Source organism: Glutamicibacter sp. BS14, assembly GCF_056934375.1.
Genome location: NZ_CM167801.1, coordinates 1,451,532 through 1,471,679, shown reverse-complemented (window position 1 = coordinate 1,471,679; position 20,148 = coordinate 1,451,532). Strand labels below are relative to the sequence as shown.

At 61.3% G+C, this 20,148-nt stretch carries 15 protein-coding genes; 4 read left to right on the top strand and 11 right to left on the bottom strand.

Going from position 1 to position 20,148, the window contains the following annotated elements:
* The first annotated feature begins 137 nt into the window (after positions 1–137).
* From AC1Z36_RS06930 to AC1Z36_RS06920, 3 genes are read left to right on the top strand one after another with little or no spacing between them, the layout of a single operon-like run.
* On the top strand, positions 138–1,583 hold the full coding sequence (locus AC1Z36_RS06930) for an NAD(P)/FAD-dependent oxidoreductase (RefSeq protein WP_133833520.1): 1,446 nt from the start codon (positions 138–140) through the stop codon (positions 1,581–1,583).
* Positions 1,583–1,951, top strand: a complete 369-nt coding sequence (locus AC1Z36_RS06925; protein ID WP_105657064.1) for a cupin domain-containing protein — start codon at positions 1,583–1,585, stop codon at positions 1,949–1,951. The genes AC1Z36_RS06930 and AC1Z36_RS06925 overlap by 1 nt, the downstream gene beginning before the upstream one ends.
* Positions 1,952–1,971: 20 nt before the next feature.
* Positions 1,972–3,462, top strand: coding sequence for a gamma-aminobutyraldehyde dehydrogenase (locus AC1Z36_RS06920; RefSeq protein ID WP_133833518.1), 1,491 nt, complete (start codon positions 1,972–1,974; stop codon positions 3,460–3,462).
* A 10-nt stretch (positions 3,463–3,472) separates the two neighbouring features.
* Here the strand turns inward: AC1Z36_RS06920 and AC1Z36_RS06915 are convergent, their stop codons facing one another.
* The 3 genes from AC1Z36_RS06915 to AC1Z36_RS06905 form a co-directional block, all read right to left on the bottom strand.
* Complete coding sequence (locus AC1Z36_RS06915; RefSeq protein WP_146112246.1) at positions 3,473–4,591, bottom strand: CDP-glycerol glycerophosphotransferase family protein; 1,119 nt, start codon at positions 4,589–4,591, stop codon at positions 3,473–3,475.
* A gap of 19 nt (positions 4,592–4,610) precedes the next feature.
* Entirely contained in the window at positions 4,611–5,768 is a 1,158-nt protein-coding gene (locus tag AC1Z36_RS06910) for a metal ABC transporter solute-binding protein, Zn/Mn family (RefSeq protein ID WP_483561873.1), read from the bottom strand.
* A 68-nt stretch (positions 5,769–5,836) separates the two neighbouring features.
* Positions 5,837–7,090 carry a YibE/F family protein gene (locus tag AC1Z36_RS06905; RefSeq protein WP_483561871.1) on the bottom strand — a complete coding sequence of 418 codons (1,254 nt, stop codon included), beginning with the start codon at positions 7,088–7,090 and terminating at the stop codon, positions 5,837–5,839.
* 259 nt (positions 7,091–7,349) lie between these two features.
* Between AC1Z36_RS06905 and AC1Z36_RS06900 the strand changes: the two genes are divergently transcribed.
* Positions 7,350–8,417: a CPBP family intramembrane glutamic endopeptidase gene (locus AC1Z36_RS06900; protein WP_166650705.1), complete on the top strand. Its 1,068-nt coding sequence runs from the start codon at positions 7,350–7,352 to the stop codon at positions 8,415–8,417.
* Between the two features lie 74 nt (positions 8,418–8,491).
* Here the strand turns inward: AC1Z36_RS06900 and AC1Z36_RS06895 are convergent, their stop codons facing one another.
* The 8 genes from AC1Z36_RS06895 to gcvP form a co-directional block, all read right to left on the bottom strand.
* Positions 8,492–9,622 (bottom strand): baeRF2 domain-containing protein, encoded by a 1,131-nt coding sequence (locus AC1Z36_RS06895; protein ID WP_286134138.1) that lies wholly within the window; start codon positions 9,620–9,622, stop codon positions 8,492–8,494.
* 140 nt (positions 9,623–9,762) lie between these two features.
* Positions 9,763–10,872: an oxidoreductase gene (locus tag AC1Z36_RS06890; protein ID WP_483561870.1), complete on the bottom strand. Its 1,110-nt coding sequence runs from the start codon at positions 10,870–10,872 to the stop codon at positions 9,763–9,765.
* Positions 10,873–10,930: 58 nt separating this feature from the next.
* Complete coding sequence (mgtE, locus tag AC1Z36_RS06885; protein WP_105662516.1) at positions 10,931–12,286, bottom strand: magnesium transporter; 1,356 nt, start codon at positions 12,284–12,286, stop codon at positions 10,931–10,933.
* A gap of 416 nt (positions 12,287–12,702) precedes the next feature.
* On the bottom strand, positions 12,703–14,112 hold the full coding sequence (locus tag AC1Z36_RS06880; RefSeq protein ID WP_105657073.1) for an L-serine ammonia-lyase: 1,410 nt from the start codon (positions 14,110–14,112) through the stop codon (positions 12,703–12,705).
* 185 nt (positions 14,113–14,297) lie between these two features.
* Positions 14,298–15,620 (bottom strand): serine hydroxymethyltransferase, encoded by a 1,323-nt coding sequence (gene glyA / locus AC1Z36_RS06875; RefSeq protein ID WP_483561869.1) that lies wholly within the window; start codon positions 15,618–15,620, stop codon positions 14,298–14,300.
* Entirely contained in the window at positions 15,620–16,000 is a 381-nt protein-coding gene (gcvH, locus tag AC1Z36_RS06870; RefSeq protein ID WP_105659073.1) for a glycine cleavage system protein GcvH, read from the bottom strand. The genes glyA and gcvH overlap by 1 nt, the downstream gene beginning before the upstream one ends.
* 60 nt (positions 16,001–16,060) lie before the next feature.
* Positions 16,061–17,188, bottom strand: coding sequence for a glycine cleavage system aminomethyltransferase GcvT (gene gcvT / locus AC1Z36_RS06865; RefSeq protein WP_483561868.1), 1,128 nt, complete (start codon positions 17,186–17,188; stop codon positions 16,061–16,063).
* 13 nt (positions 17,189–17,201) lie between these two features.
* Positions 17,202–20,048 (bottom strand): aminomethyl-transferring glycine dehydrogenase, encoded by a 2,847-nt coding sequence (gene gcvP / locus AC1Z36_RS06860; protein WP_483561866.1) that lies wholly within the window; start codon positions 20,046–20,048, stop codon positions 17,202–17,204.
* Positions 20,049–20,148: the final 100 nt, after the last annotated feature.

The window sequence follows — 20,148 nt, the reverse complement described above, 5'->3', positions numbered from 1 at the left end:
GAGGGATAGCCTTGGCCGCCGATTGGCACTCAACTGGCATCCCCGGTGCCCAGCAGACGGCAAAGCCGCACGGACCACTGGTCGTTCCCCTGCCTCGATAGCGCCTGCCGAACCCGCTACCTTCGAGGAAAGAACCAATGAACAGCACCAATGACCTGACTTTTGACAGGCATGAAGCCGAAGTCTCCCCCACCCTGATCTCCCGAGCATTGGCCGGCGCCAAGCGCACCAGCTACTGGCTGGATCATGAGCACCGCCCCGCACCCCACCCGGCGCTGCATGGCTCACTCACCACCGACTTGCTGATTATCGGCGGCGGCTACACCGGATTGTGGACCGCGCTCCAAGCCAAGGAGCAGAACCCCGGCCGAAGGGTCGTACTGATCGAGGGCCAGCGCTTGGGCTGGGCTGCTTCCGGGCGCAATGGCGGCTTCTGCGAAGCCTCCCTGGTCCATGGCGAGGCCAACGGAGAAAACCATCTGCCCAAGGAAAATGCGCTGCTTGCGGAGCTCGGCAGGAAGAACCTCGACGAGTTCGAAGCGACGGTGCGCCGCTATGCAATGGACGTGGACTTCGTCCGCGAGGGCGCGCTCAGCGTGGCCACCGAACAGCATCAGATTGCGTGGGTGGCCGAGGAAGCTGAGGCACCGGGTGTCGACTACCTCGATGCCGGCGCGGTAAGGCAACTGATCAATTCGCCAGACTTCTTGGCCGGCGCCCGTGACCATGACTCAACCGCGCTGGTCCACCCCGCCAAGCTGGTCTGGGAACTTGCCCGCGTCTGCAGCGAGCTAGGCGTCGAGTTCTACGAGCATACCCACGCCGTGGAGATGAACAATGCCGGCACGCAGGTCCAGGTGCTGACCGCCGACGGGCAGATCACCGCCAAGCATGTGGCCCTGGCAACCAATGTTTTCCCGTCTCTGCTCAAGCGCCACCGCTCCCGAATTGTGCCGGTATACGACTACGCGCTGATGACTGAGCCGCTCACTGCGCAGCAGCGCGCGGCCATCGGCTGGGAGAACATGGTGGGCTTGGCCGACCTGAACAACCGGTTCCACTATGCCCGCCCAACCATCGACGCCGAAGGGAACTTCCGCATTCTCTACGGCGGCTACGACGCGGTCTACCACTTCGGGGGCAAGGTCCGCTCCAGCTACGACACCAACCAGCAGACCTTCGAGAAGCTCGCCGCGCATTTCTTCGGCAGCTTCCCGGACCTCTCACAGGTGAAGTTCTCTCATGCGTGGGGTGGCGCCATTGATACCTGCTCCCGCTTCTTCTCCTTCTTCGATCTGGCCTACGGCGGCAAGGTCGCCTACTGTGCAGGCTTCACCGGCCTCGGTGTCGGCGCTACCCGTTTCGGTGCAAGGGTCATGCTGGATCTGCTCTCGGGCCAGAAGACCGAGCTGACCGAATTGGAACTGGTGCGTACCAAGCCGATCCCATTCCCGCCGGAACCTGCCGCATGGGTGGGCGTGAACCTGATGACAAGCCAGCTGGTCAAGGCCGATCGCAATCGAGGCGAGCGCTCGGCCTTCTTGAAGCTGATGGATAAGATCGGAATGGGGTTCGATTCCTGATGCCTGGAAGAATACTTCAAGCCGGCATCGTCCAAGCCGATGCCCTTGAGGTCAAGCATGTTGCCATCGGCGACGAGCAGGTGGTCGCCGGTCAGGCATCCGCAACCGCAGGCTACCGCGAGCTGGGCACCCTCGGGGATGCAGAAATCGGCGTCTGGGAGATGTCCCGCGGCGCCATGCAGGATATTGAAGCGGACGAGTACTTCGTGGTGCTTGCCGGGTGCGCGACGGTGCAGATTCTGGAAACCGAAGGTTTCGGTGCCCAAGAACTGGTGCTGGTTCCAGGCAGCGTTGTCCGGCTCCATGCGGGCATGAGAACCCGTTGGATCGTCACCGAAACCCTGCGCAAGATCTATTTCACCCTCTGAATCCCCCTAGGAGAATTCACATGGCCTACTACGATAGTTCCCTTGGACACCAGTTCATCAATGGCCAGCAGGTCCGCGGGCACGGCCCGGTGCTGGAGCGCGCGAATCCAGCCACCGGAAAGAAGCTGCTGGACGTGGATACCGCGACCGGCGAGCAGGTTGACCAGGCGGTGCAGGCGGCCGCCGGCGCCTTCAAGACCTGGTCCCGGCTGACCCCGGGCGAACGGGCCGACCACCTGCTGGCATTCGCTCGCGAACTGGAAAAGCATGCCGATGAAATCGCCGCCCTGGAAACCGCTCAGACCGGCAAGAGCATCCGCATGTCGACCCAATTCGATGTGCCCGGTTCCATCGACAACGTGAATTTCTTTGCTGGCGCTGCACGCAATTTGCAGGGATTGGCCGCCGGGGACTACGCGGGCAACACCACCTCGATGGTTCGCCGTGAAGCTATCGGCGTGATCGGTTCGATCAGCCCGTGGAACTACCCGCTGCAGATGGCTGCGTGGAAGGTCCTGCCAGCGATTGCCGCCGGCAATACGATTGTACTCAAGCCCAGCGAGCTGACCCCGGGCACCTCGGTACTCTTTGCCCGGGCCGCCAAGGATGCCGGGTTGCCGGACGGCGTGATCAACATTGTCGTTGGCGACGGGCCCAGCGTTGGCTCGCCCTTGGTGCGCCACAAGCTGGTGAAGATGACTTCGTTCACCGGCTCTACCGCCGTGGGCCTGAAGATCATGTCCATGGCGGCCGAGACCGGTACCCGGGTTCATCTTGAACTCGGCGGCAAGGCGCCGATGGTGGTCTTCGATGATGCCGATATCGAAGCTGCCGCACATGGTGCGGTGGCCGGCTCGACGATCAATTCCGGACAGGATTGCACCGCCGCCACGCGCGCGTACGTGCATTCCTCGGTCTTCGAGAAGTTCACCAGCAAGGTGGCCGAACTGATGGAGGCCATGGTGGTGGGAGATCCGACCGATCCCGATACCGACATGGGTTCGATGATCAGCGAAGCCCACCTGCAGAAGGTTTCCTCGATGGTTGAGCGTGCCAAGGATGCCGGAGCAACGGTGCTTGCCGGAGGCAAGCAGCTTCCGGGCGATGGCTGGTTCTACCGTCCTACCCTGGTGGTGGGAGCTGCGCAGGATTCAGAGATCGTGCAGCAGGAAGTCTTCGGCCCGGTCCTGGCGGCGTTGGCATTCGATACCGATGACGAAGCCATCGAATTGGCCAACGACACCCCGTATGGCCTGGCGGCGAGCGCATGGACCAAGAACGTTGACCGCGCGATGCGTGCCAGCGCCGAAATCCAGGCCGGTTGCGTGTGGATCAACGAGCATATCCTGATCGTTTCCGACATGCCGCATGGAGGCTACAAGGCTTCGGGGATGGGCAAGGACATGAGCCAGTATTCCTTCGATGAGTACACCAATGTCAAGCACGTAATGATCTCCCATGATCCCGCCGCCCATCGCGAATGGCAGGATACGGTCTTCAAGCAGCGCTAGGCCCAGAAGGCTAGAGGCTCGAAAGCAGCTGGCTCAGCTTCTTCGTAGCCACCCCGGGTTCTGTGGTGGCAAAGAAGTACTGTGCCAGCTGTTTTTGCGCCCCGGCAACCGAGGATGCGGCAAGATCCGCAACCCGCTGCGCCAGTCCGTTGGCGTTGCCCAGCCGCTGGTCCAATGGCAACCCTGAATGGAGCTTGCTTTGGGGGTCTCCGGCCAGCAGCAGCGGGATGTTGAGCGCTACCGCGTCATAGGCCATCGCCGAGGTGTCGCAGATGGCCACATCCGCCCACACCAAGGACTGCGCCGCGTCGCTGAGCGCATCCACGGTGGCAGCGTAGTTGCTTTTCAGGCTTACCACGGCCTTCTTTGCCTCTGCGGACACATCACCGGTCTTCGGATGAGGACGGAAACGTACTTCGAAACGCTCATCGTTGCTCAGCTGGGCCAGAATTCTCTCGCCCAAAGTAGCCACCGAGGAGTACGCCATGGCTTGCGAGTCGCCCTCCCAAGTCGGTGCGTAGAGAACCCGGATCTTCTCCGAAGGGCCGGGCAATTCCAGTTCATCGAGCTGCGGGCGTCCGATCTGCACCAGATGCGATGGGTCGAAACGGGAGATGTTCTCGGTGATGCGCTCTACCGCGGCAGCACCAGCCACGCAGGCGAAATCGTAGGCCTTGAGCTGGTTGGAGACCATGGAGGCCTTTTCGCTCTCACCGTGGTTCAAGTGAATATGCGCCGGTCCGTTGAAGCGCAGCATCGTGAAGTTCCGCTGGGCGTTGTTCACGTAATTGATGGATTTGGTATTCCACTCGCTCAGCTTATTCTCGATCTGCTCCATGGAACGCGAGAACAATATCGGCAGGTTCGACTCTGCCAGCGCGTGTCGTGCGCTTAATGCGTCCATGAGCACCACGCCGACGTTGAGACCCTGGGCAGCCAGTCGCTCGAAGGTACCCAGCCAGACTCCGAGCTGGTAGAACTGCCCGGGCCCCTCGGCGAAGAAAAGCACATGGTCGGCTTGCTCGATTCCCCGGTCCGAGTGAGCGATCTCCGCTCGAACAGACCGCTCCGCAATGAGGGAGCGTGCTTTACCTGTCGCTTGCGTTATCTGGGAAGAGAACAATGCCATGCATTTAGTTTACGTAGGTTTAGCCGTTGATTGCGGAAGCCAAGTCGGAAATGTAGGATTCCATCCATTCGAGGTAGCTGGAATCATCCTGAATGGTTTCTGCAAAGTCGACTACAGGTACCTGTCCCCGCTCAGCGTTCTTCTTCAGCGCCTTGGTTTCGCTGCCTTCGGTCTGCACGTTGTAGGCAAGCATGTCAGCGTCGCCAGCAACGAGCTTGTCTTCAGCCTTCTTCATGGTCATCGGCGCAACGCCCTCGCCCTCTTCGATGGCTTCGCTCAGCCCTTCAGGAGTGGTGTTCTCCATGCCGGCTGCTTCCAGCAAGTGGAATGGAACCGGCTCGGTCATCATGAAGCTCTTGCCATCCAGCTTGGCGGTTTCGAGCTGGGCTTCGAGTTTCCCGATCCCTTCGTTGAAGGCTGCTGCGTTCTGCTTGTACTGATCCGCGTTGGCGGTATCGGCCTTGGCGAAGGACTCGGCCAGTGCATCAGCAAGTTCACCCATGGAATCCAGGTCGTACCAGATGTGCTCGTTGTAGCCCGCGTGGTCGTGGCCCTCATGGCCGCCCTCTTCAGCGTGCTGCGCATGCTCCTCGGCGCTTTCGCCCTCATGGCCGCCCTCATCAGCGTGCTGCGCATGCTCCTCAGCGCTTTCGCCCTCATGGCCGCCCTCATCAGCGTGCTGCGCATGCTCCTCGACGCTTTCGCCCTCATGGCCGCCCTCATCAGCGTGCTGCGCATGCTCCTCGGCACTTTCGCCCTCATGCCCGGCCTCTTCAGATTCCGCAGCTACCGGCGAGGAGTCCACAGCGTGCATGAGCGTGATCTCTCCAGACTTGCCTTCCGGTAGCGAAGAAACGAGAGAGTCCATGAATTGGTCATATCCGCCGCCATTGGCAAGGACCAGGTCCGCGCTGGAGATCGCCAGCTTGTCGCGTGCGGTTGGCTCATAGGAGTGCGGATCCTGTGCGGCCGAAGTGATGATCTCGCTGACCTCCACGCTATCTCCGCCAATGGCACGGGCGATCTGTCCGTAGACGTTCGTCGTGGCCACTACGCTGATCTCTGCAGATTCCGCGTCCTTCGATTCGCTTCCTGTGGCGCTACCGCATCCGGCAAGGATCAGTCCGGCAGCGGGCAGGGCGACGGCAGCTGCGAGCAGCGAGCGGTAGTTCTTCATGGTGGTCTCCATCTAAATCGGATCGCTATTGAGAACTATTCTACATTACATATGAGAATGGTTCGCACCTAGGAGTCGGAGCTTACACTCTGCAAAGCCCGCTTGCCGTGGGCACCGCCGGTGCCGGTCGCTTTCACCACCATCACTGCAATGGCGGTGGTTACCGGGATCGCCAATACCAATCCGATGGAACCAATCAGGATTCGGATGACCTCTTCAGCCATGGCGCCGGAGCCGAGGGTGACCCCGAAACTCTGGTTGCTCAGCGCCGCAATGGCCAGCACCGGCAGGGCCGCACCGGCGTAGGCGAAGGCGATGGTGTAGACGGTCGAAGCGATATGGTCCCGGCCGATGCGCATGCCGCGGAAGAACAGTTCCCTGGCCGAGGCCTTGGGCGTGCTCTCTGCCAGTTCCCAGACGGTTGCCGACTGCGTAATTGTCACGTCATTGAGCACACCCATGCCGCCAACCAGCACGCCGCAGATCAGCAAGCCGGGCAGGGAAATTTGCGGGGCCACCGTCGATAGGGTGATAGCCGATTCATCGTTGGCTCCGGTCAAAGCGGCCGCATCGGTCAACCAAAGCACCATCGCCGCGGTCACCGCCAGGCCAAAGAGCGTTCCCAGCAGCGCTGTGGATGTTTTCGCGTTCAGACCATGGGCGAAATACAACGCGACAAACATGATGGCGGTAGAACCGGTGAGTCCCACCAGGACCGGATTGCCGCCTTCAAGCAAGGCCGGAACCATGAAGATGATCATGAAGGCGATGCCACCGACCAAGCCGATCATCGCCCGCGTGCCGCGCCATCCGGCGACCAGCACCACGACCACGCCATAGGCGATGGCCAGCAGTGCCATGGGCAAAGTGCGCACGAAGTCAACGAATACGTACGGGCTGCCGCTGGTGGTGTCCACCGCGGAGAGATCAAGGTATCGAATGCTGTCGCCCGCGCGCGCATCACGTGATTGCAGCATTTCCGGTGGGATTTCCAATTGGATCTCCGCGCCTCCGGATTCGGGCATCACGTAGGTGACTTGGCATTCGAGAACCTTGCCACCAACTTCTTCCAACCCTTGGGAAGACGGGCAGTCCTGCACTGCGCTGCGCGTGACAGTGCCCACTTCCATCGTTGCGCCACCGGTAGTGTCCATGGCTCCGTTCAGGGCAAACTTGTCGTAGTTGCCTTGCGGCCACAACAAGATGACCATGACCAGGGCCAGGGCGCCGATAGGCGCAAGCAGCGCCCATAAGATGATCGAGGCACGCCGCCGGCGCCGGGGATCCTGCAAAATCGGTTCGTCATGGTGATGATGGCCCACGTGGTGCTGCTCCAAATCAAAGAAGGCGAATCGTTCTTTCCCAGTGTAAGAGCTAGCCCATTGGAGTTTGCCTTGGATGCCGACCGCGTTGCGAAGAGCTGGTCCTGGATATTCAAAAGGATGACCCGATAAATCCTCCGTAAGGTTCATACCTTCAAACACTGCGGAACGGGAGAATTGAGCCATGAGCTTGCCAATGAACCAGCCACCCTTGCCGCAAGGCGCCGAGGTTGAGATGAACTATTCGTTCCATCGCCTAATGAGACGCAGTGAGAACTACCGCTGGTGGAGGCCGCTGGCGTTCACCGGCATCGGCATTGGCTTCTACGGCGCGGCATTGCTCATCGCCATACTGGCGATGTTCATTGCACTGATCATGAACCCGCTGACGTGGGCTGCGGAGAATCCAGATGAGGCTCCCGATCAGTTCCTCATGGATCCAACCCTGAACATGGCCACGGCGACGGACTTCTCGATGACCATGGTCTCCCTGATCATCATGATCCCGGCGGTCTACCTCGCCTACTTGCTCATCGGACCCAAGCCTGTCGGCTTGCTGATATCGGTCGCCGGCAAATTGCGCTGGCGCTGGTTCGGCCTGGTGTTGGGTGCCAGCGCCATCTTGTTCGCAGTGTATTTCGGGCTGAGTTTCGGGTTGGGCGCCTTGGGCATTGGCGAGTCCGAACCCGTGCCGGCGAGCAGCCTGCCGGCCGATCCGCTGTTCTATGCCCTGCTGGTGATCCTCTTGACGCCCTTCCAGTGCGCAGCTGAAGAGCTTGTTTTCCGTGGCGCGTTCATGCAGGTCATCGGCAGCTGGCTGAAGCATCCACTGTTCGCCATCCTGCTTCCAGTTCCCTTCTTCACCATCGGCCATCTCTACGATGTCTGGGGGCTTCTCGATGTGGCGGCGTTCGCTATCGCGGCAGGCTATCTGACCTGGCGCACCGGTGGGCTTGAAGCAGCGATGGCGATGCACATCATCAACAACACCTTCTTGTTCCTGCTCGGTGCAATGGGCGTAGTTGATCTGAACGCCACGGAATCCAACCCGGTCTCGCTGGTCTTCTCGGTGTGCTTCATGGCCCTATTGACCTTCGTGCTGGTGAAGCTGGCAGACAGGCAAGGCATTGCGCGTACGGCAGGCCCGATTCCAGCAGCAGAGCGCCGTCCGATGCTGCAGCCTTGGCAGATGAACCAGCCACCGGTTCACCCTAGCCAGGCCTACTGGGCTCCTCCGGCCTACCAGCCTGGACAGCAGCAGAACTCCGATCACGGTTCAGATGTTTCCCCACCGGCTCCCCCGGCAGCCGGCCCGTCAGATCGCTAGGCACCAGATAGCTGGAACGCAAAAAACGATCCGCGCAGGATTTCCTGTGCGGATCGTTTCTTTTAATGAACTGTTCAGGATTTGGCCCAGCGCAGCAAGGCTGCGATTCCTGCACCGCCAGGAATCACCGAATCCGGTACATAGCGAATGCTGGCATCGGTCAGCGCAGTGGCCCGCAGGAGCACTTCTGGCGCCGGCCATTCCCCGACGACCAACTCTGCATGGTCATCTCCGTCCTGATGGGCAATCCATGGTTCGGCGCTCAAGGCGCGAAGGGTATGCTCGCTTTGGTACTGTCCAACCAGCACCATTTCGGCTTGCGCCGATTGGAGCGCAGTGACAACTTCATCGAGACCGACAGCAAGCTGCGCTTTGCCGTTGCCGGACTGCGCAGCGATCTTCGATTCCAATTCAGCCAGGGACTTGGCTTTCACTTCCTCTACAAGCTTGGTGATTTGGGCATCGACTTGCTTGGTGTCCGCACCCCCGGTGCGCGTATGCGAGTCGATGACTTCTACATAGTCCTTGAGCGCCACGGGTACTGCCCCGAGCACTAGTTCACGAGCCTTGATGTCGCCCGAAAGAATGATCAGGCGGACGTAGTTCTCGTTGGACATTTCACTGATCAGCTCGGCAACTTCGTCAGCGTTTCGACGAGCCATCTCATCGGCGGCGGCCTGCGCCTTGGGCTGGTCGTATTCCCCGGGCACCTTGCGTGCATGGTGGATTTCCTCGGGCAACCCGACGATGCCACGGCTGCCCAGGCGTTCAGGTGACGCCGTATTGTAGAGGTGCACCTCGCCTCCGTCCTTGCTGACTTCAGCTACGAGGTAGGAGAACGATCCGCCACGGGCGCGGGCCAGCGCCGTGAAGTTCGGGAACGGACCCACATCAACCGATGAAGTTTGGACCTTGAGGCCTGGGATGACTTCGTTCAGGACGATTTCGCCGTCATGAACAGCTACGAACCGTGCTACTGGTGCTCGCAGTCCCTGGGCTGGCTCCAGTGCGCCGATCAGTGCTTGGACATCGCTGGGCTGCGCCTGCTGGCTCTTGAGCAGCTTGGCTACCTCGTCCGGAAGCCGGTCTGCTGCTTCCTGGGCGGCAGTGGTTCCCAACGATGCATCCACGAGAGCTGTGCTCCACGAGCCGTTTCTCCGATAGAGCGAAGCGTCGATTCCATTAGAATCCGCGCGTAGTGCCATGCTGACTCCCTTCCGCACGCGACCCTTGGCCGCGGTGCGACTAGATCCGTGGCACTAACCTAACATCACTATTCAGTGGCTGGAAGAGGTAACCAGAAACTATGTCGTTGTTTGGATGAAATCAGCATGGCAACTTGCGTTTACCAGCGGCCGTGCCAGTATTGGGCGGGGAATGCCATCGGTGCACCCAATTCCTGCGCCGAACGGTTAGCCCACTGCGGATCGCCCAGGGCAGCGCGCCCAACGCAGACGCCGTCCGCTTGCCCGGTCACGACGATCTGCTCTGCCTGCATCGGCTCGGTGATGACGCCGACCGCGGTAACGAAGGCATCCTGGGGCAGCGCTTCCTTCACTGCCTGAGCCAACGGCACTTGGTAGCCCGGACCAGACGGTCCGTTGAACTTGCCAATTCCTGCACTGGAGAGGTCGAAGTGGCGCACACCGTAGCCGTAGAGTTCCTTGGCGATCCGAACGGTGTCAGCAATGCTCCATCCATCGTCCACCCAGTCTTCTCCGGAGAAGCGAATGCCCAGGGCCTTGTTTTCCGGCCACACGGCAGCCACAGCCTCGATGACTTCACGCAGGTATCGAGTGCGATTCTCGAAGCTGCCACCGTATTCGTCGGTGCGCTTATTGGTCAGCGGCGACAGGAATTGGTGCACCAGGTAGCCGTGCGCGGCATGGATCTGGATCAGGTCGAATCCGGCCGCGTCGGCACGCTTGGCCGCATCAGCCCAGTCCTGCACCGATGCCTGGATCTGTTCCACGCTCATCGCGGTAGCTGGCTTCAGCCCGTAGAGCTCGCTGGGCGAGGAAGTGAAGGTTTCCCAGCCGCCATCTTCCGCGCTGATGCTGCCGGATTTTCCAGCTTCTTCAAGATCCTTGAGCCAGCCATAGGTCGATGCCTTGGCTCCGGCGTGCGCCAGCTGCACGCCGGCGGCTGCCCCATGGGCGCGGATGTATTGGGCAATCGGTTTCCAGGCTTCGGCCTGCTCGTCATTCCACAGGCCGGTATCGCGATCCGAGATCCTGCCTTCAGCTGCCACCGCAGTTGCTTCGGCGATCACCAAGGAGTATCCGCCATGGGCCATGGAACCCAGGTGAGCCAAGTGCCAGGTCGTTGGAACGCCGTCGCGTTTTTCCACGGAATACTGGCACATCGGCGGAAGCACGACGCGGTTGCGAAGCTTCAGGCCTGCTCCGCTTCTGGCCGGGACGGTAAATTCAGTAAAGAGCTTGCTATGAGGCATACCTGTTACGACGCTGGGGTGCGCGAATTTATTCCGCGCACCCCAGTGCAGCTGCAGGCTATCCAAGAATCAGCACGGCCACCGACAGGTAGACGATCAGCCCGGCGGCATCCACGAAGGTTGAAATGAAGGGGTTGGAAAATACCGCAGGATCAACCTTGAAGAATTTACCGATGATCGGCATCACCCCGCCGACAGCGGCAGCAATGCTGCACAGTGCCACCAGGCTGATGCCTATCACCAATCCGATGCGCAGTTCGAAAATGCTCCCGGCCACCACCAGCGCTATGGCGCCCAGGCACAGTCCCAGGACCGCTCCGATTCGCACCTCGCGCATCAGCACCCGCCAGAAGTCGCTTCCCCGCACATCCCCCATGGCCAGCGCACGGGTGACAGTGGTCGCCGCCTGGTTGCCGGTGTTCCCGCCAATGCCCACGATCAAGGGGATGAACAAGCTAAGCACCACCATCGACTCCAGTGTCTGCTCGAAACTGGACAGCACCTTGACCGTCAAGGTGGCGCCGATAGCCAGGACCAGCAGCCAGATGACGCGCGCCTTCACCAGGTGGCGCAATGGCGTCCCCAGGTAAGGGCGGAAGAGCGGATCCGTTCCGGAGCCGTACGCGGAGCGGCGCTCTTCGGCATCCTCTAGGATCGCGATCGCCATGGGCAAGGTCAGCACTCCCAGCAGGCGATCTTCCCGATCAAGCACCGGGAGCATCCCTGCCTTCCGATCCACCACCACCCGTGCCGCGCTCGTCTCCGGCTCGCAGGCCTGGACGACCGGGCTCTGGGTGCACAGTTCTCCGATCGTTGTCCCGGCCGGCTCGGTGAGCAACTCGCTGAGCTTGATGGTGCCAAGCAGCCGGCGTTCATCATCGATCACCAGGATGTGCTGCGCGTTCTCGCAGTTCCCGAGGCGTGCGCTGATGCGTTCCAGGGTTTCGGCCACAGACAGCTGCGGGTGGGTCGAGATGAAATCCGGGGACATCGCCCTGCCGGCGCTTGATTCCGGATAGCCCAGCAGGATTCCGGTTTCCTGGCGCGTGGCCGTCGGCAGCCCTGCCAGCAGTTTCGTGGCCACCATCGCTGGCAGTTCATCGAGCAGCGCTACCCGTCCCGCGGCGGGGAGTTGGGCGAAGGCATCGATGACGGTCTGCGACTGCAGCGCCCGCACCAGGTCGGCTTGCACCGGGGCGTCGAGTTCCTGGAAGACCAGTACCGCGGTCTGCTTGTCCAGCAGCCGGTAGGCCAGGGCAGCCTCCGTGGCATCCAGTGCTTCGAGGTGCTCAATGGTCTGGGCGATGTGCAGACCGCCCAGCAGCCCTGCCGCGAGCTGGAATTCTGCGTGATTGAGATGGGAGCGCAAGGCTCGCGAAATAGTAGAGAAGTCTACCTTTTCTGGAGAAAACATGATTTTGGTCCAAATGGTTCATTTGGCGCGTGAATACAAGCCTGCCAGCAACTTCTCACCGCTTGACCACCCCATGAATACAGGGAGATAAATCAGTCAGTATTTGCGTGCAGGACCAGGCGCCGGTGACATGTACAAGAGTCACGAACTCGTTGGGATCCCATGGCGGGATGCTGCCAGATTCGGCTGATTCGGCTACGAGCGTCCGGGTGAGTTCGTGTGCATAGATCGACTAGAACTGTCTTCCACGACACTCACCTCCTCGAAACTGGTTTGCGCTAGCGCGCATCAGGCCTAGTCCCAGTTCTATCAGCTATGGCTGGGAATTGCCGGACTTGGGGGCCAAGATCACATTTAAACAGTTCGGGAGGTCTGCAGTGCAGGCCTCCCGAACTGGGTCATGCGTTACTGGGAAATCAGCATTCCACCACGTTGACGGCCAGGCCGCCCATCGCAGTTTCCTTGTACTTGTCGCTCATGTCCTTGCCGGTTTCGCGCATGGTGATAATGACTTCATCCAAGGTGACGTGGTGTTCGCCGTCGCCCATCAGCGCCATCTTCGCCGCGTTCACTGCCTTGGAAGCAGCGATGGCGTTGCGTTCGATGCAAGGGATCTGGACCAGTCCGCCGATCGGGTCGCAGGTCAGGCCAAGGTTGTGTTCCATGGCGATTTCCGCTGCGTTCTCTACTTGCGCTGGGGTGCCGCCAAGAATTTCGGCCAGGCCGCCAGCAGCCATCGATGATGCCGAACCGACTTCGCCCTGGCAGCCGACTTCGGCGCCGGAGATCGATGCCTGCTCCTTGTACAGCACGCCGACGGCACCAGCGGTGAGCAGGAAGCGTACGACAGCGTCGTGCTTTTCCTCCTCATTCCAGTACTTTGCGCCCGGTGCGTAGTGGGTGGCGTAGAACAGCACGGCTGGGATGATGCCCGCTGCGCCGTTGGTCGGAGCGGTGACCACGCGTCCGCCGGAGGCGTTCTCCTCATTGACGGCCAGCGCAACGAGGTTGATCCATTCCTGCCAGTAGACCGGATCCCGGTCCTTGTCTTCCTTGCGCAGGCGTTCATGCCATTCCGGCGCACGGCGGCGAACTTTCAAGCCGCCGGGCAGCACGCCGGTGCGTTCCAGCGCGGAATCCTTGCAGTCTTCCATCACTTCGTAGATGTGGACCAGGCCGTTGCGGATCTCGTCGCGGGACCGGTAAGCCATTTCGTTGGCCATCATGATGTCGGCAATGGACAGGCCGGTTTCCTTCACATGTTCCAGCAGCTTGGCTGCCGTGGTGAAGGGATAGGGCTGCTTGTTCAGCTTCTCTTCGAGGTTCTTCTCGATGCGGTCTTCGGCGCCTTCGCGCACGATGAAGCCGCCGCCTACGGAGAAGAAGGTCTCGTTGGCGATTTCGTTGCCGTCAGCGTCGAGGGCAATGAACTTCACGCCGTTGGTGTGGCGTGGCAGTACGGTGAGCGGATGCTGGATCATGTCTTCGACCTTGTAGTTCAGGTCCTTGCGCTGATCAAGCTGTTCGGCCAGGTGGAGGATTCCAGTGGCTTCCATGTCCGCCAGACGGTCATCGACCTGTGATGGCAGCACGGTTTCAGGTTCGAAGCCTTCAAGCCCCAGCATGATGGCAGTGAAGGTGCCGTGGCCGCGTCCGGTAGCGGCCAGGGATCCGTAGACATCAACACGGATATTTTCCAGTGCGTCCAGTTGGCCTTCTCGGATTACTTGGGCAATGAATGCGTGTGCTGCACGCATTGGTCCCACGGTATGGCTGGAAGACGGTCCGATGCCAACCGAGAAAAGATCGAATACGCTAACCGCCATAGCGGGTCACATCCTTAGAACTTGGGTAATCCGAGAGCTTCTGCCCCGGATCTGTGGAGTGTGGTTCCAGAGGCTTGCGGCCACCGCACGTACCGTGCAGCGCCTGGACCTCTGGATGTTGAAAGACCGCGGGCCCGAAAAGCGAGTATTTCCACCTTCCGGGCCCACATCCTAATCAGATGATGCTACTCGGAAACCTTAGCCAGTTCCGGGTACAGCGGGTGGGCCGCGGCAAGCTTCAGAACACGATCCTTCAGCTCCGGCAACACCGCCGTATTACCCTCAGCACCAGCAATCAACGTCTGTGCAATGATCTCCGCAACCTCAGCGAACGCAGCCTCCGAGAAACCACGGGTAGCCAACGCCGGAGTACCAATACGCAACCCCGAAGTCACCATCGGCGGACGAGGATCAAACGGCACCGAATTGCGGTTCACCGTGATCTCCACCTGAGCCAAAAGATCCTCACCCTGCTGCCCATCCAACTCGCTATTACGCAAGTCAACGAGCACCATGTGAACATCCGTGCCACCAGTCAAAACGCTGATGCCCTTGGCCACAACATCTTCCTGGGTCAAGCGCTCAGCCAAAATACGCGCACCAGCCAACGTCCGCTCCTGGCGCTCCTTGAACTCCGGCGAAGCGGCAATCTTGAAAGCCACCGCCTTGCCAGCAATCACGTGCTCCAACGGACCACCCTGCTGGCCAGGGAACACCGCAGAATTCAGCTTCTTCGCGATCTCCGCATCATTCGAGAGAACAATGCCGCCACGAGGACCAGCAAGCGTCTTATGCGTCGTGGAAGTCACCACGTGAGCATGCGGAACCGGCGAAGGATGCAACCCGGTCGCCACCAAGCCAGCGAAGTGCGCCATATCCACGAACAGGTACGCGCCGACCTTGTCAGCGATCTCGCGGAAGCGCTGGAAATCCAGCTGGCGAGGGTACGCCGACCAGCCAGCAACGATCATCTTCGGCTGGTGCTCCACAGCAAGGCGCTCCACCTCGTCCATGTCCACTTCGTAGGTTTCCTCGTCCACACCGTAAGGAACGATGTCGAACAAGCGACCCGAGAAGTTCAGCTTCATGCCGTGGGTCAGGTGGCCACCGTGGTTCAGATTCAGCCCCAGCACGGTATCGCCTGGACGCACCAGCGCGTGGTACACCGACGCATTGGCCTGCGCACCGGAATGCGGCTGAACGTTGGCGAACTTCGCCCCGAACAGCTCCTTGAGGCGCTCGATAGCCAACGTCTCAATGACATCGACCTCCTCGCAACCGCCGTAGTAGCGGCGGCCCGGATACCCCTCGGCATACTTGTTGGTCAGTACCGAACCCTGCGCCTGCATAATTGCCTGCGCAGTGTGGTTCTCCGAAGCGATCATTTCCAGGCCGCGCTGCTGGCGAGCCAGCTCAGCGTCAATACGCTGCGCGATCTCCGGGTCCAGCGAAGCCAGCGACTGGGTCAACGTTGCAGCGGCAACGGATTCAAAAGTCTGGTTGCTCATTACTCGACGTTTCCACCGTTCGCGCTTGCGTAGTCAGCTGCCGAAAGCAGCGGACCCTCTTCGGCGACCTCAACGGTGAACAGCCAGCCGGCACCGTATGGGTCTTCGTTCAGGATGCCTGGGTTGTCCACTGCCTCGTCGTTGATGGCAACGATGGTGCCGGTCACTGGCGAGTACAGGTCGGAAACCGACTTGGTGGACTCGACTTCGCCACAGGTCTCGCCTGCGGTAACGGAGTCGCCGACCTCTGGCAGGTCGACGTAGACCACGTCGCCCAGGGCGTCGGCGGCAACCTGGGTGATGCCGATCTTTGCTGGGGACGATGCATCGATCCACTCGTGTTCGGCCGAGTAGCGCAATGACGAAAGAACTTTACTCACGGTATTTCCTCTCCCAAGGGAATTAGCGGGCGATTTGCTTAGCCCTACTGATGTTTAACGTTACTTGGCTCGGGTGTAGAACGGCAGTTCGACTACGACAAAAGGCAAAGTCTTACCACGCAGGTCTACCTCCAGCTCGGTTCCCACTGCACCGAATTCGGCGTCGACATAACCCAGTGCAACCGGGTAGCCCAGGGTTGGCGAAGGCTGGCCGGAGGTGATTTCACCGATGGTTGCGCCGTCCTTGACGATGGCGTAGCCGCCGCGGCCGGCGCGCTTGCCCAGGCCCTTGAGGCCGACGAGCTTGCGTGGCGGGGTCGCACCGCGCAACGCTTCCAGGGCTTCGCGGCCCACGAAGTCCTCTTCCTTCTTGAAGGAGACCACCGGGCCGAATCCGGCATCGAACGGGGTGCGTTCCAGGGACAGCTCGTTGCCGTACAGCGGCATGCCGGCTTCAAGGCGCAGCGAGTCGCGGGCAGCCAGGCCGCAAGGAACCAGCTCGTGGTCCTTGCCGGCGTCAACGCTCTTTTCCCAGAGGGCTGCCGCATCCTCGTTTTCGATGATCAGCTCGAAGCCGTCTTCGCCGGTGTAGCCGGTGCGGGCCAGCAGCACGTCGATGCCGCCGAGCACCACCTTCACCGCAGCGTAGTACTTCAGCTCGGTGACAGCCTGGGCGGTTGCTTCGTCGGCGGCCAGCTTGCGCACAATCGCCTCGGCGTTCGGTCCCTGGACGGCGATCAGCGACTGGCGGTCCGAAGCGTCGTCCACGACGACGTCGAAGCCGGCGGCGCGGGCAGCCAGCTCGGCGGCAACCACCGGGGCGTTGCCGGCGTTGGGCACGACGAGGAACTTCTCCTCTTCCAGGCGGTAGACGATCAGGTCGTCGATGATCTTGCCCTCGGCGTCAAGGATCAGCGAGTACTTCGCCTTGCCGACCTTCATGATGCCCAGGTTCCCTGCCAGGGCGGTGTTCAGCGCCTTGCCGGCTTCCGGGCCGGAGAGGTAGACCTCGCCCATGTGGGACAGGTCGAACAGGCCAGCGGTGGAGCGCACGGCCTTGTGCTCTGCCAGTTCCGAACCGTACTTCAACGGCATGTCCCAGCCGCCGAAGTCGGTGAAGTTGGCGCCGAGAGCTTCGTGCTGCGCGTGCAGCGCGGTGTGCTTGAGTGCTTGGGTAGTCTCAGTCATCTCTAACTCTTCCTTAGTCTTCGAAGGCTTCGGGAGCCGGGCAGGAGCAGATCAGGTTGCGGTCGCCACCGGCGCCGTCGATGCGGCCCACGGTTGGGAAGTACTTGTCGAACTTCAGGGTCGATACCGGGAAGGCCGCCTGCTCGACCGAGTACTTGCGGTCCCACTTGCTGTTGACCACGGCGGAGACCGTGTGCGGAGCGTTGCGCAATGGGGACTCCTCGATGCTGTAGGCACCGGAGAGGACCTCGTCCATTTCCTGGCGGATGGTGATCATCGCTTCAATGAAGCGCTCGATCTCGGCCAGGTCCTCGGATTCGGTGGGCTCCACCATCAGGGTGCCTGCCACAGGGAAGGACAGGGTCGGCGCGTGGAAACCGAAGTCGATCAGGCGCTTGGCCACGTCCTCGGCGGTGACCCCGGTCTTGGCGGTCAGTTCACGCAGGTCCAGAATGCACTCGTGGGCAACCAGGTCCTTGTTGCCGGTGAACAGTACCGGGAAGTGCTCGTTCAGGCGCTTGGCAATGTAGTTCGCGTTCAGGATCGCGTGCTTGGTGGCTTCGGTCAAGCCGTCCCCGCCCATCATCGCGATGTAGGCCCAGGAGATCGGCAGGACGCCGGCCGAGCCGAAAGCGGTCGCCACCACCGGCACGCCATCACGCTCGGAGTAGGTGCCCGAAGCATCGCCTGGCAGGAATGGCAGCAGGTGCTCGCCAACGCCGATTGGGCCTACGCCTGGACCGCCACCGCCGTGCGGGATGCAGAAGGTCTTGTGCAGGTTCAGGTGCGACACGTCGCCGCCGAACTTGCCTGGCTGGGCCAGGCCAACCATGGCGTTCATGTTCGCGCCATCGATGTACACCTGGCCGCCGGCGGCGTGGACCTTGTCGCAGACCTCGCGCACGTCGGAGTCGTAGACGCCGTGGGTGGATGGGTAGGTGATCATGATGGCTGCAAGGACGTCCTTGTTGGCCTCGATCTTGGCATCCAGGTCGTTCGCGTCGATGGTGCCATCGGCTGCGGTCTTCACGACCACCACGCGCATCCCGGCCAGCACTGCCGACGCGGCATTGGTGCCGTGGGCCGAAGCCGGAATCAGGCACAGATCGCGCTGGCCTTCGCCGCGCGAACGGTGGTAGTCCGAGATGGCCAGCAGGCCCGCGTATTCGCCCTGCGAGCCGGCGTTGGGCTGGATCGAAACGCCAGCGTAGCCGGTGATTGCGGTCAGGCGCCCTTCCAGGTCGGTGATCAGCTCGCGCCAGCCCTCGGTCTGCGCTGCAGGCGCGTAGGGGTGGATCGAGGCGAATTCCGGCCAGGTGATGGATTCCATTTCGGCGGCCGAGTTCAGCTTCATGGTGCACGAACCCAGCGGGATCATGGTGCGGTCCAGGGCCAGGTCGCGGTCCGAGAGCCGGCGCAGGTAGCGCATCATCTGGGTTTCGGAGGAGATGGTGTTGAAGATCGGGTGGGTCATGAAGTCGCTGGTGCGCACCTGCCCTGCCGGGATCTCGAAGCCTTCCGGAGCCGAGAGCTCTGCGCCGAAGACTTCAAGCAGGGTCTTGACTACGCCCGAGGTGGTGGCCTCGTCGGTGGAGATGCCCACCTGGGTCTCGCCCACCTTGCGCAGGTTGATGCCTGCTTCGATGGCCTTGGCAATGATGGCATCGGCGTTCTCGACGTTCACCACAACGGTGTCGAAGAAGGAGTCCGAAGCCAGGGTGTAGCCGCCGGAAACCAGCGAGCTGGCGATCACCCGGGCGTGGTTGTTGGCGCGCGAGGCGATCTGCTTCAGTCCGGCTGGGCCGTGGTAGACCGCGTACATCGAAGCGCAGATGGCCAGCAGGGCCTGTGCGGTGCAGATGTTGGAGGTGGCCTTTTCGCGGCGGATGTGCTGCTCGCGAGTCTGCAGGGCCAAGCGGTAGGCAGGGACTCCGGCGTCATCGGCCGAAACGCCCACCAGGCGTCCTGGCATGGAACGGGTCAGGCCATCGGCCACGGCCATGTAGGCAGCGTGCGGTCCGCCGAAGAACAGCGGCACGCCGAATCGCTGGGTGTTGCCCACGGCGATATCGGCACCCTGCTCGCCCGGAGGGGTGATCATGGTCAGGGCCAGCAGGTCGGCAATCACGGTAACCATGGCGCCGGCTTCCTTGGCGGCGGCGATGATCGAAGCGTGGTCCGCGATCGAGCCGTCGTTGCCAGGCTGCTGCAGGACAATGCCGGAGATCTCGCCCTCTGGCAAGCCTGCGGAAAGGTCGGCAATCTCGACTTCGAAGCCCAGCGCGTCAGCGCGGCCCTGCACGACCTTGAGGGTCTGCGGGAAGATGTTGGAGTCCAGCACGGTCTTGCCCTTGGACTTCTTCTTGTTGGCGCGGCGCATCATCAGCACGGCTTCGGCGGCGGCGGAGGATTCATCCAGCAGCGACGCGTTGGCGATGGGCAGGCCGGTCAGGTCCATGACCATGGTCTGGAAGTTCAGCAGGGCTTCGAGGCGGCCCTGGGAGATTTCCGGCTGGTACGGGGTGTAAGCGGTGTACCAGGCTGGGTTTTCCACGATGTTGCGGCGGATCACGGCTGGGGTGATGGTGTCGTAGAAGCCCTGGCCGATCATCTGGGTCTTCATGACGTTCTTCGAGGCAAGCGCACGCAGGTGGGCTAGGGCTTCGGTTTCGCTCAGGGCGTCTGGGATATCCAGTGCGGAGTCCTGGCGGATGTCTGCCGGAACGGCGGTGTCGATCAGTTCTTCCAGGCTGTCGTAGCCCAGGGTCTGAAGCATGGTGGTGACGTCGGAAGGACGTGGGCCGATATGGCGTGAAACGAATTCAGTATTCGCTCGTGCCGAAGTCTGCGTGATGGTCATGGTGCTGGTATCTCCATGGGATCTGTCTTGGCGCATGCCAAAGGAAGGTCTTTTTACCTCCCCATCCCTGTTGCATAACCTGAGAGTTTTACGCATCCAG

What these genes read in the sequence shown, in the direction of transcription:
- AC1Z36_RS06930 (WP_133833520.1), top strand. Translation starts at nt 138, where the DNA reads ATGAACAGCACCAATGACCTGACTTTTGACAGGCATGAAGCCGAAGTC.
- AC1Z36_RS06925 (WP_105657064.1), top strand. Translation starts at nt 1,583, where the DNA reads ATGCCTGGAAGAATACTTCAAGCCGGCATCGTCCAAGCCGATGCCCTT.
- AC1Z36_RS06920 (WP_133833518.1), top strand. Translation starts at nt 1,972, where the DNA reads ATGGCCTACTACGATAGTTCCCTTGGACACCAGTTCATCAATGGCCAG.
- AC1Z36_RS06915 (WP_146112246.1), bottom strand. Translation starts at nt 4,591, where the DNA reads ATGGCATTGTTCTCTTCCCAGATAACGCAAGCGACAGGTAAAGCACGC.
- AC1Z36_RS06910 (WP_483561873.1), bottom strand. Translation starts at nt 5,768, where the DNA reads ATGAAGAACTACCGCTCGCTGCTCGCAGCTGCCGTCGCCCTGCCCGCT.
- AC1Z36_RS06900 (WP_166650705.1), top strand. Translation starts at nt 7,350, where the DNA reads ATGAGACGCAGTGAGAACTACCGCTGGTGGAGGCCGCTGGCGTTCACC.
- AC1Z36_RS06895 (WP_286134138.1), bottom strand. Translation starts at nt 9,622, where the DNA reads ATGGCACTACGCGCGGATTCTAATGGAATCGACGCTTCGCTCTATCGG.
- AC1Z36_RS06890 (WP_483561870.1), bottom strand. Translation starts at nt 10,872, where the DNA reads ATGCCTCATAGCAAGCTCTTTACTGAATTTACCGTCCCGGCCAGAAGC.
- mgtE (WP_105662516.1), bottom strand. Translation starts at nt 12,286, where the DNA reads ATGTTTTCTCCAGAAAAGGTAGACTTCTCTACTATTTCGCGAGCCTTG.
- AC1Z36_RS06880 (WP_105657073.1), bottom strand. Translation starts at nt 14,112, where the DNA reads ATGGCGGTTAGCGTATTCGATCTTTTCTCGGTTGGCATCGGACCGTCT.
- glyA (WP_483561869.1), bottom strand. Translation starts at nt 15,620, where the DNA reads ATGAGCAACCAGACTTTTGAATCCGTTGCCGCTGCAACGTTGACCCAG.
- gcvT (WP_483561868.1), bottom strand. Translation starts at nt 17,188, where the DNA reads ATGACTGAGACTACCCAAGCACTCAAGCACACCGCGCTGCACGCGCAG.
- gcvP (WP_483561866.1), bottom strand. Translation starts at nt 20,048, where the DNA reads ATGACCATCACGCAGACTTCGGCACGAGCGAATACTGAATTCGTTTCA.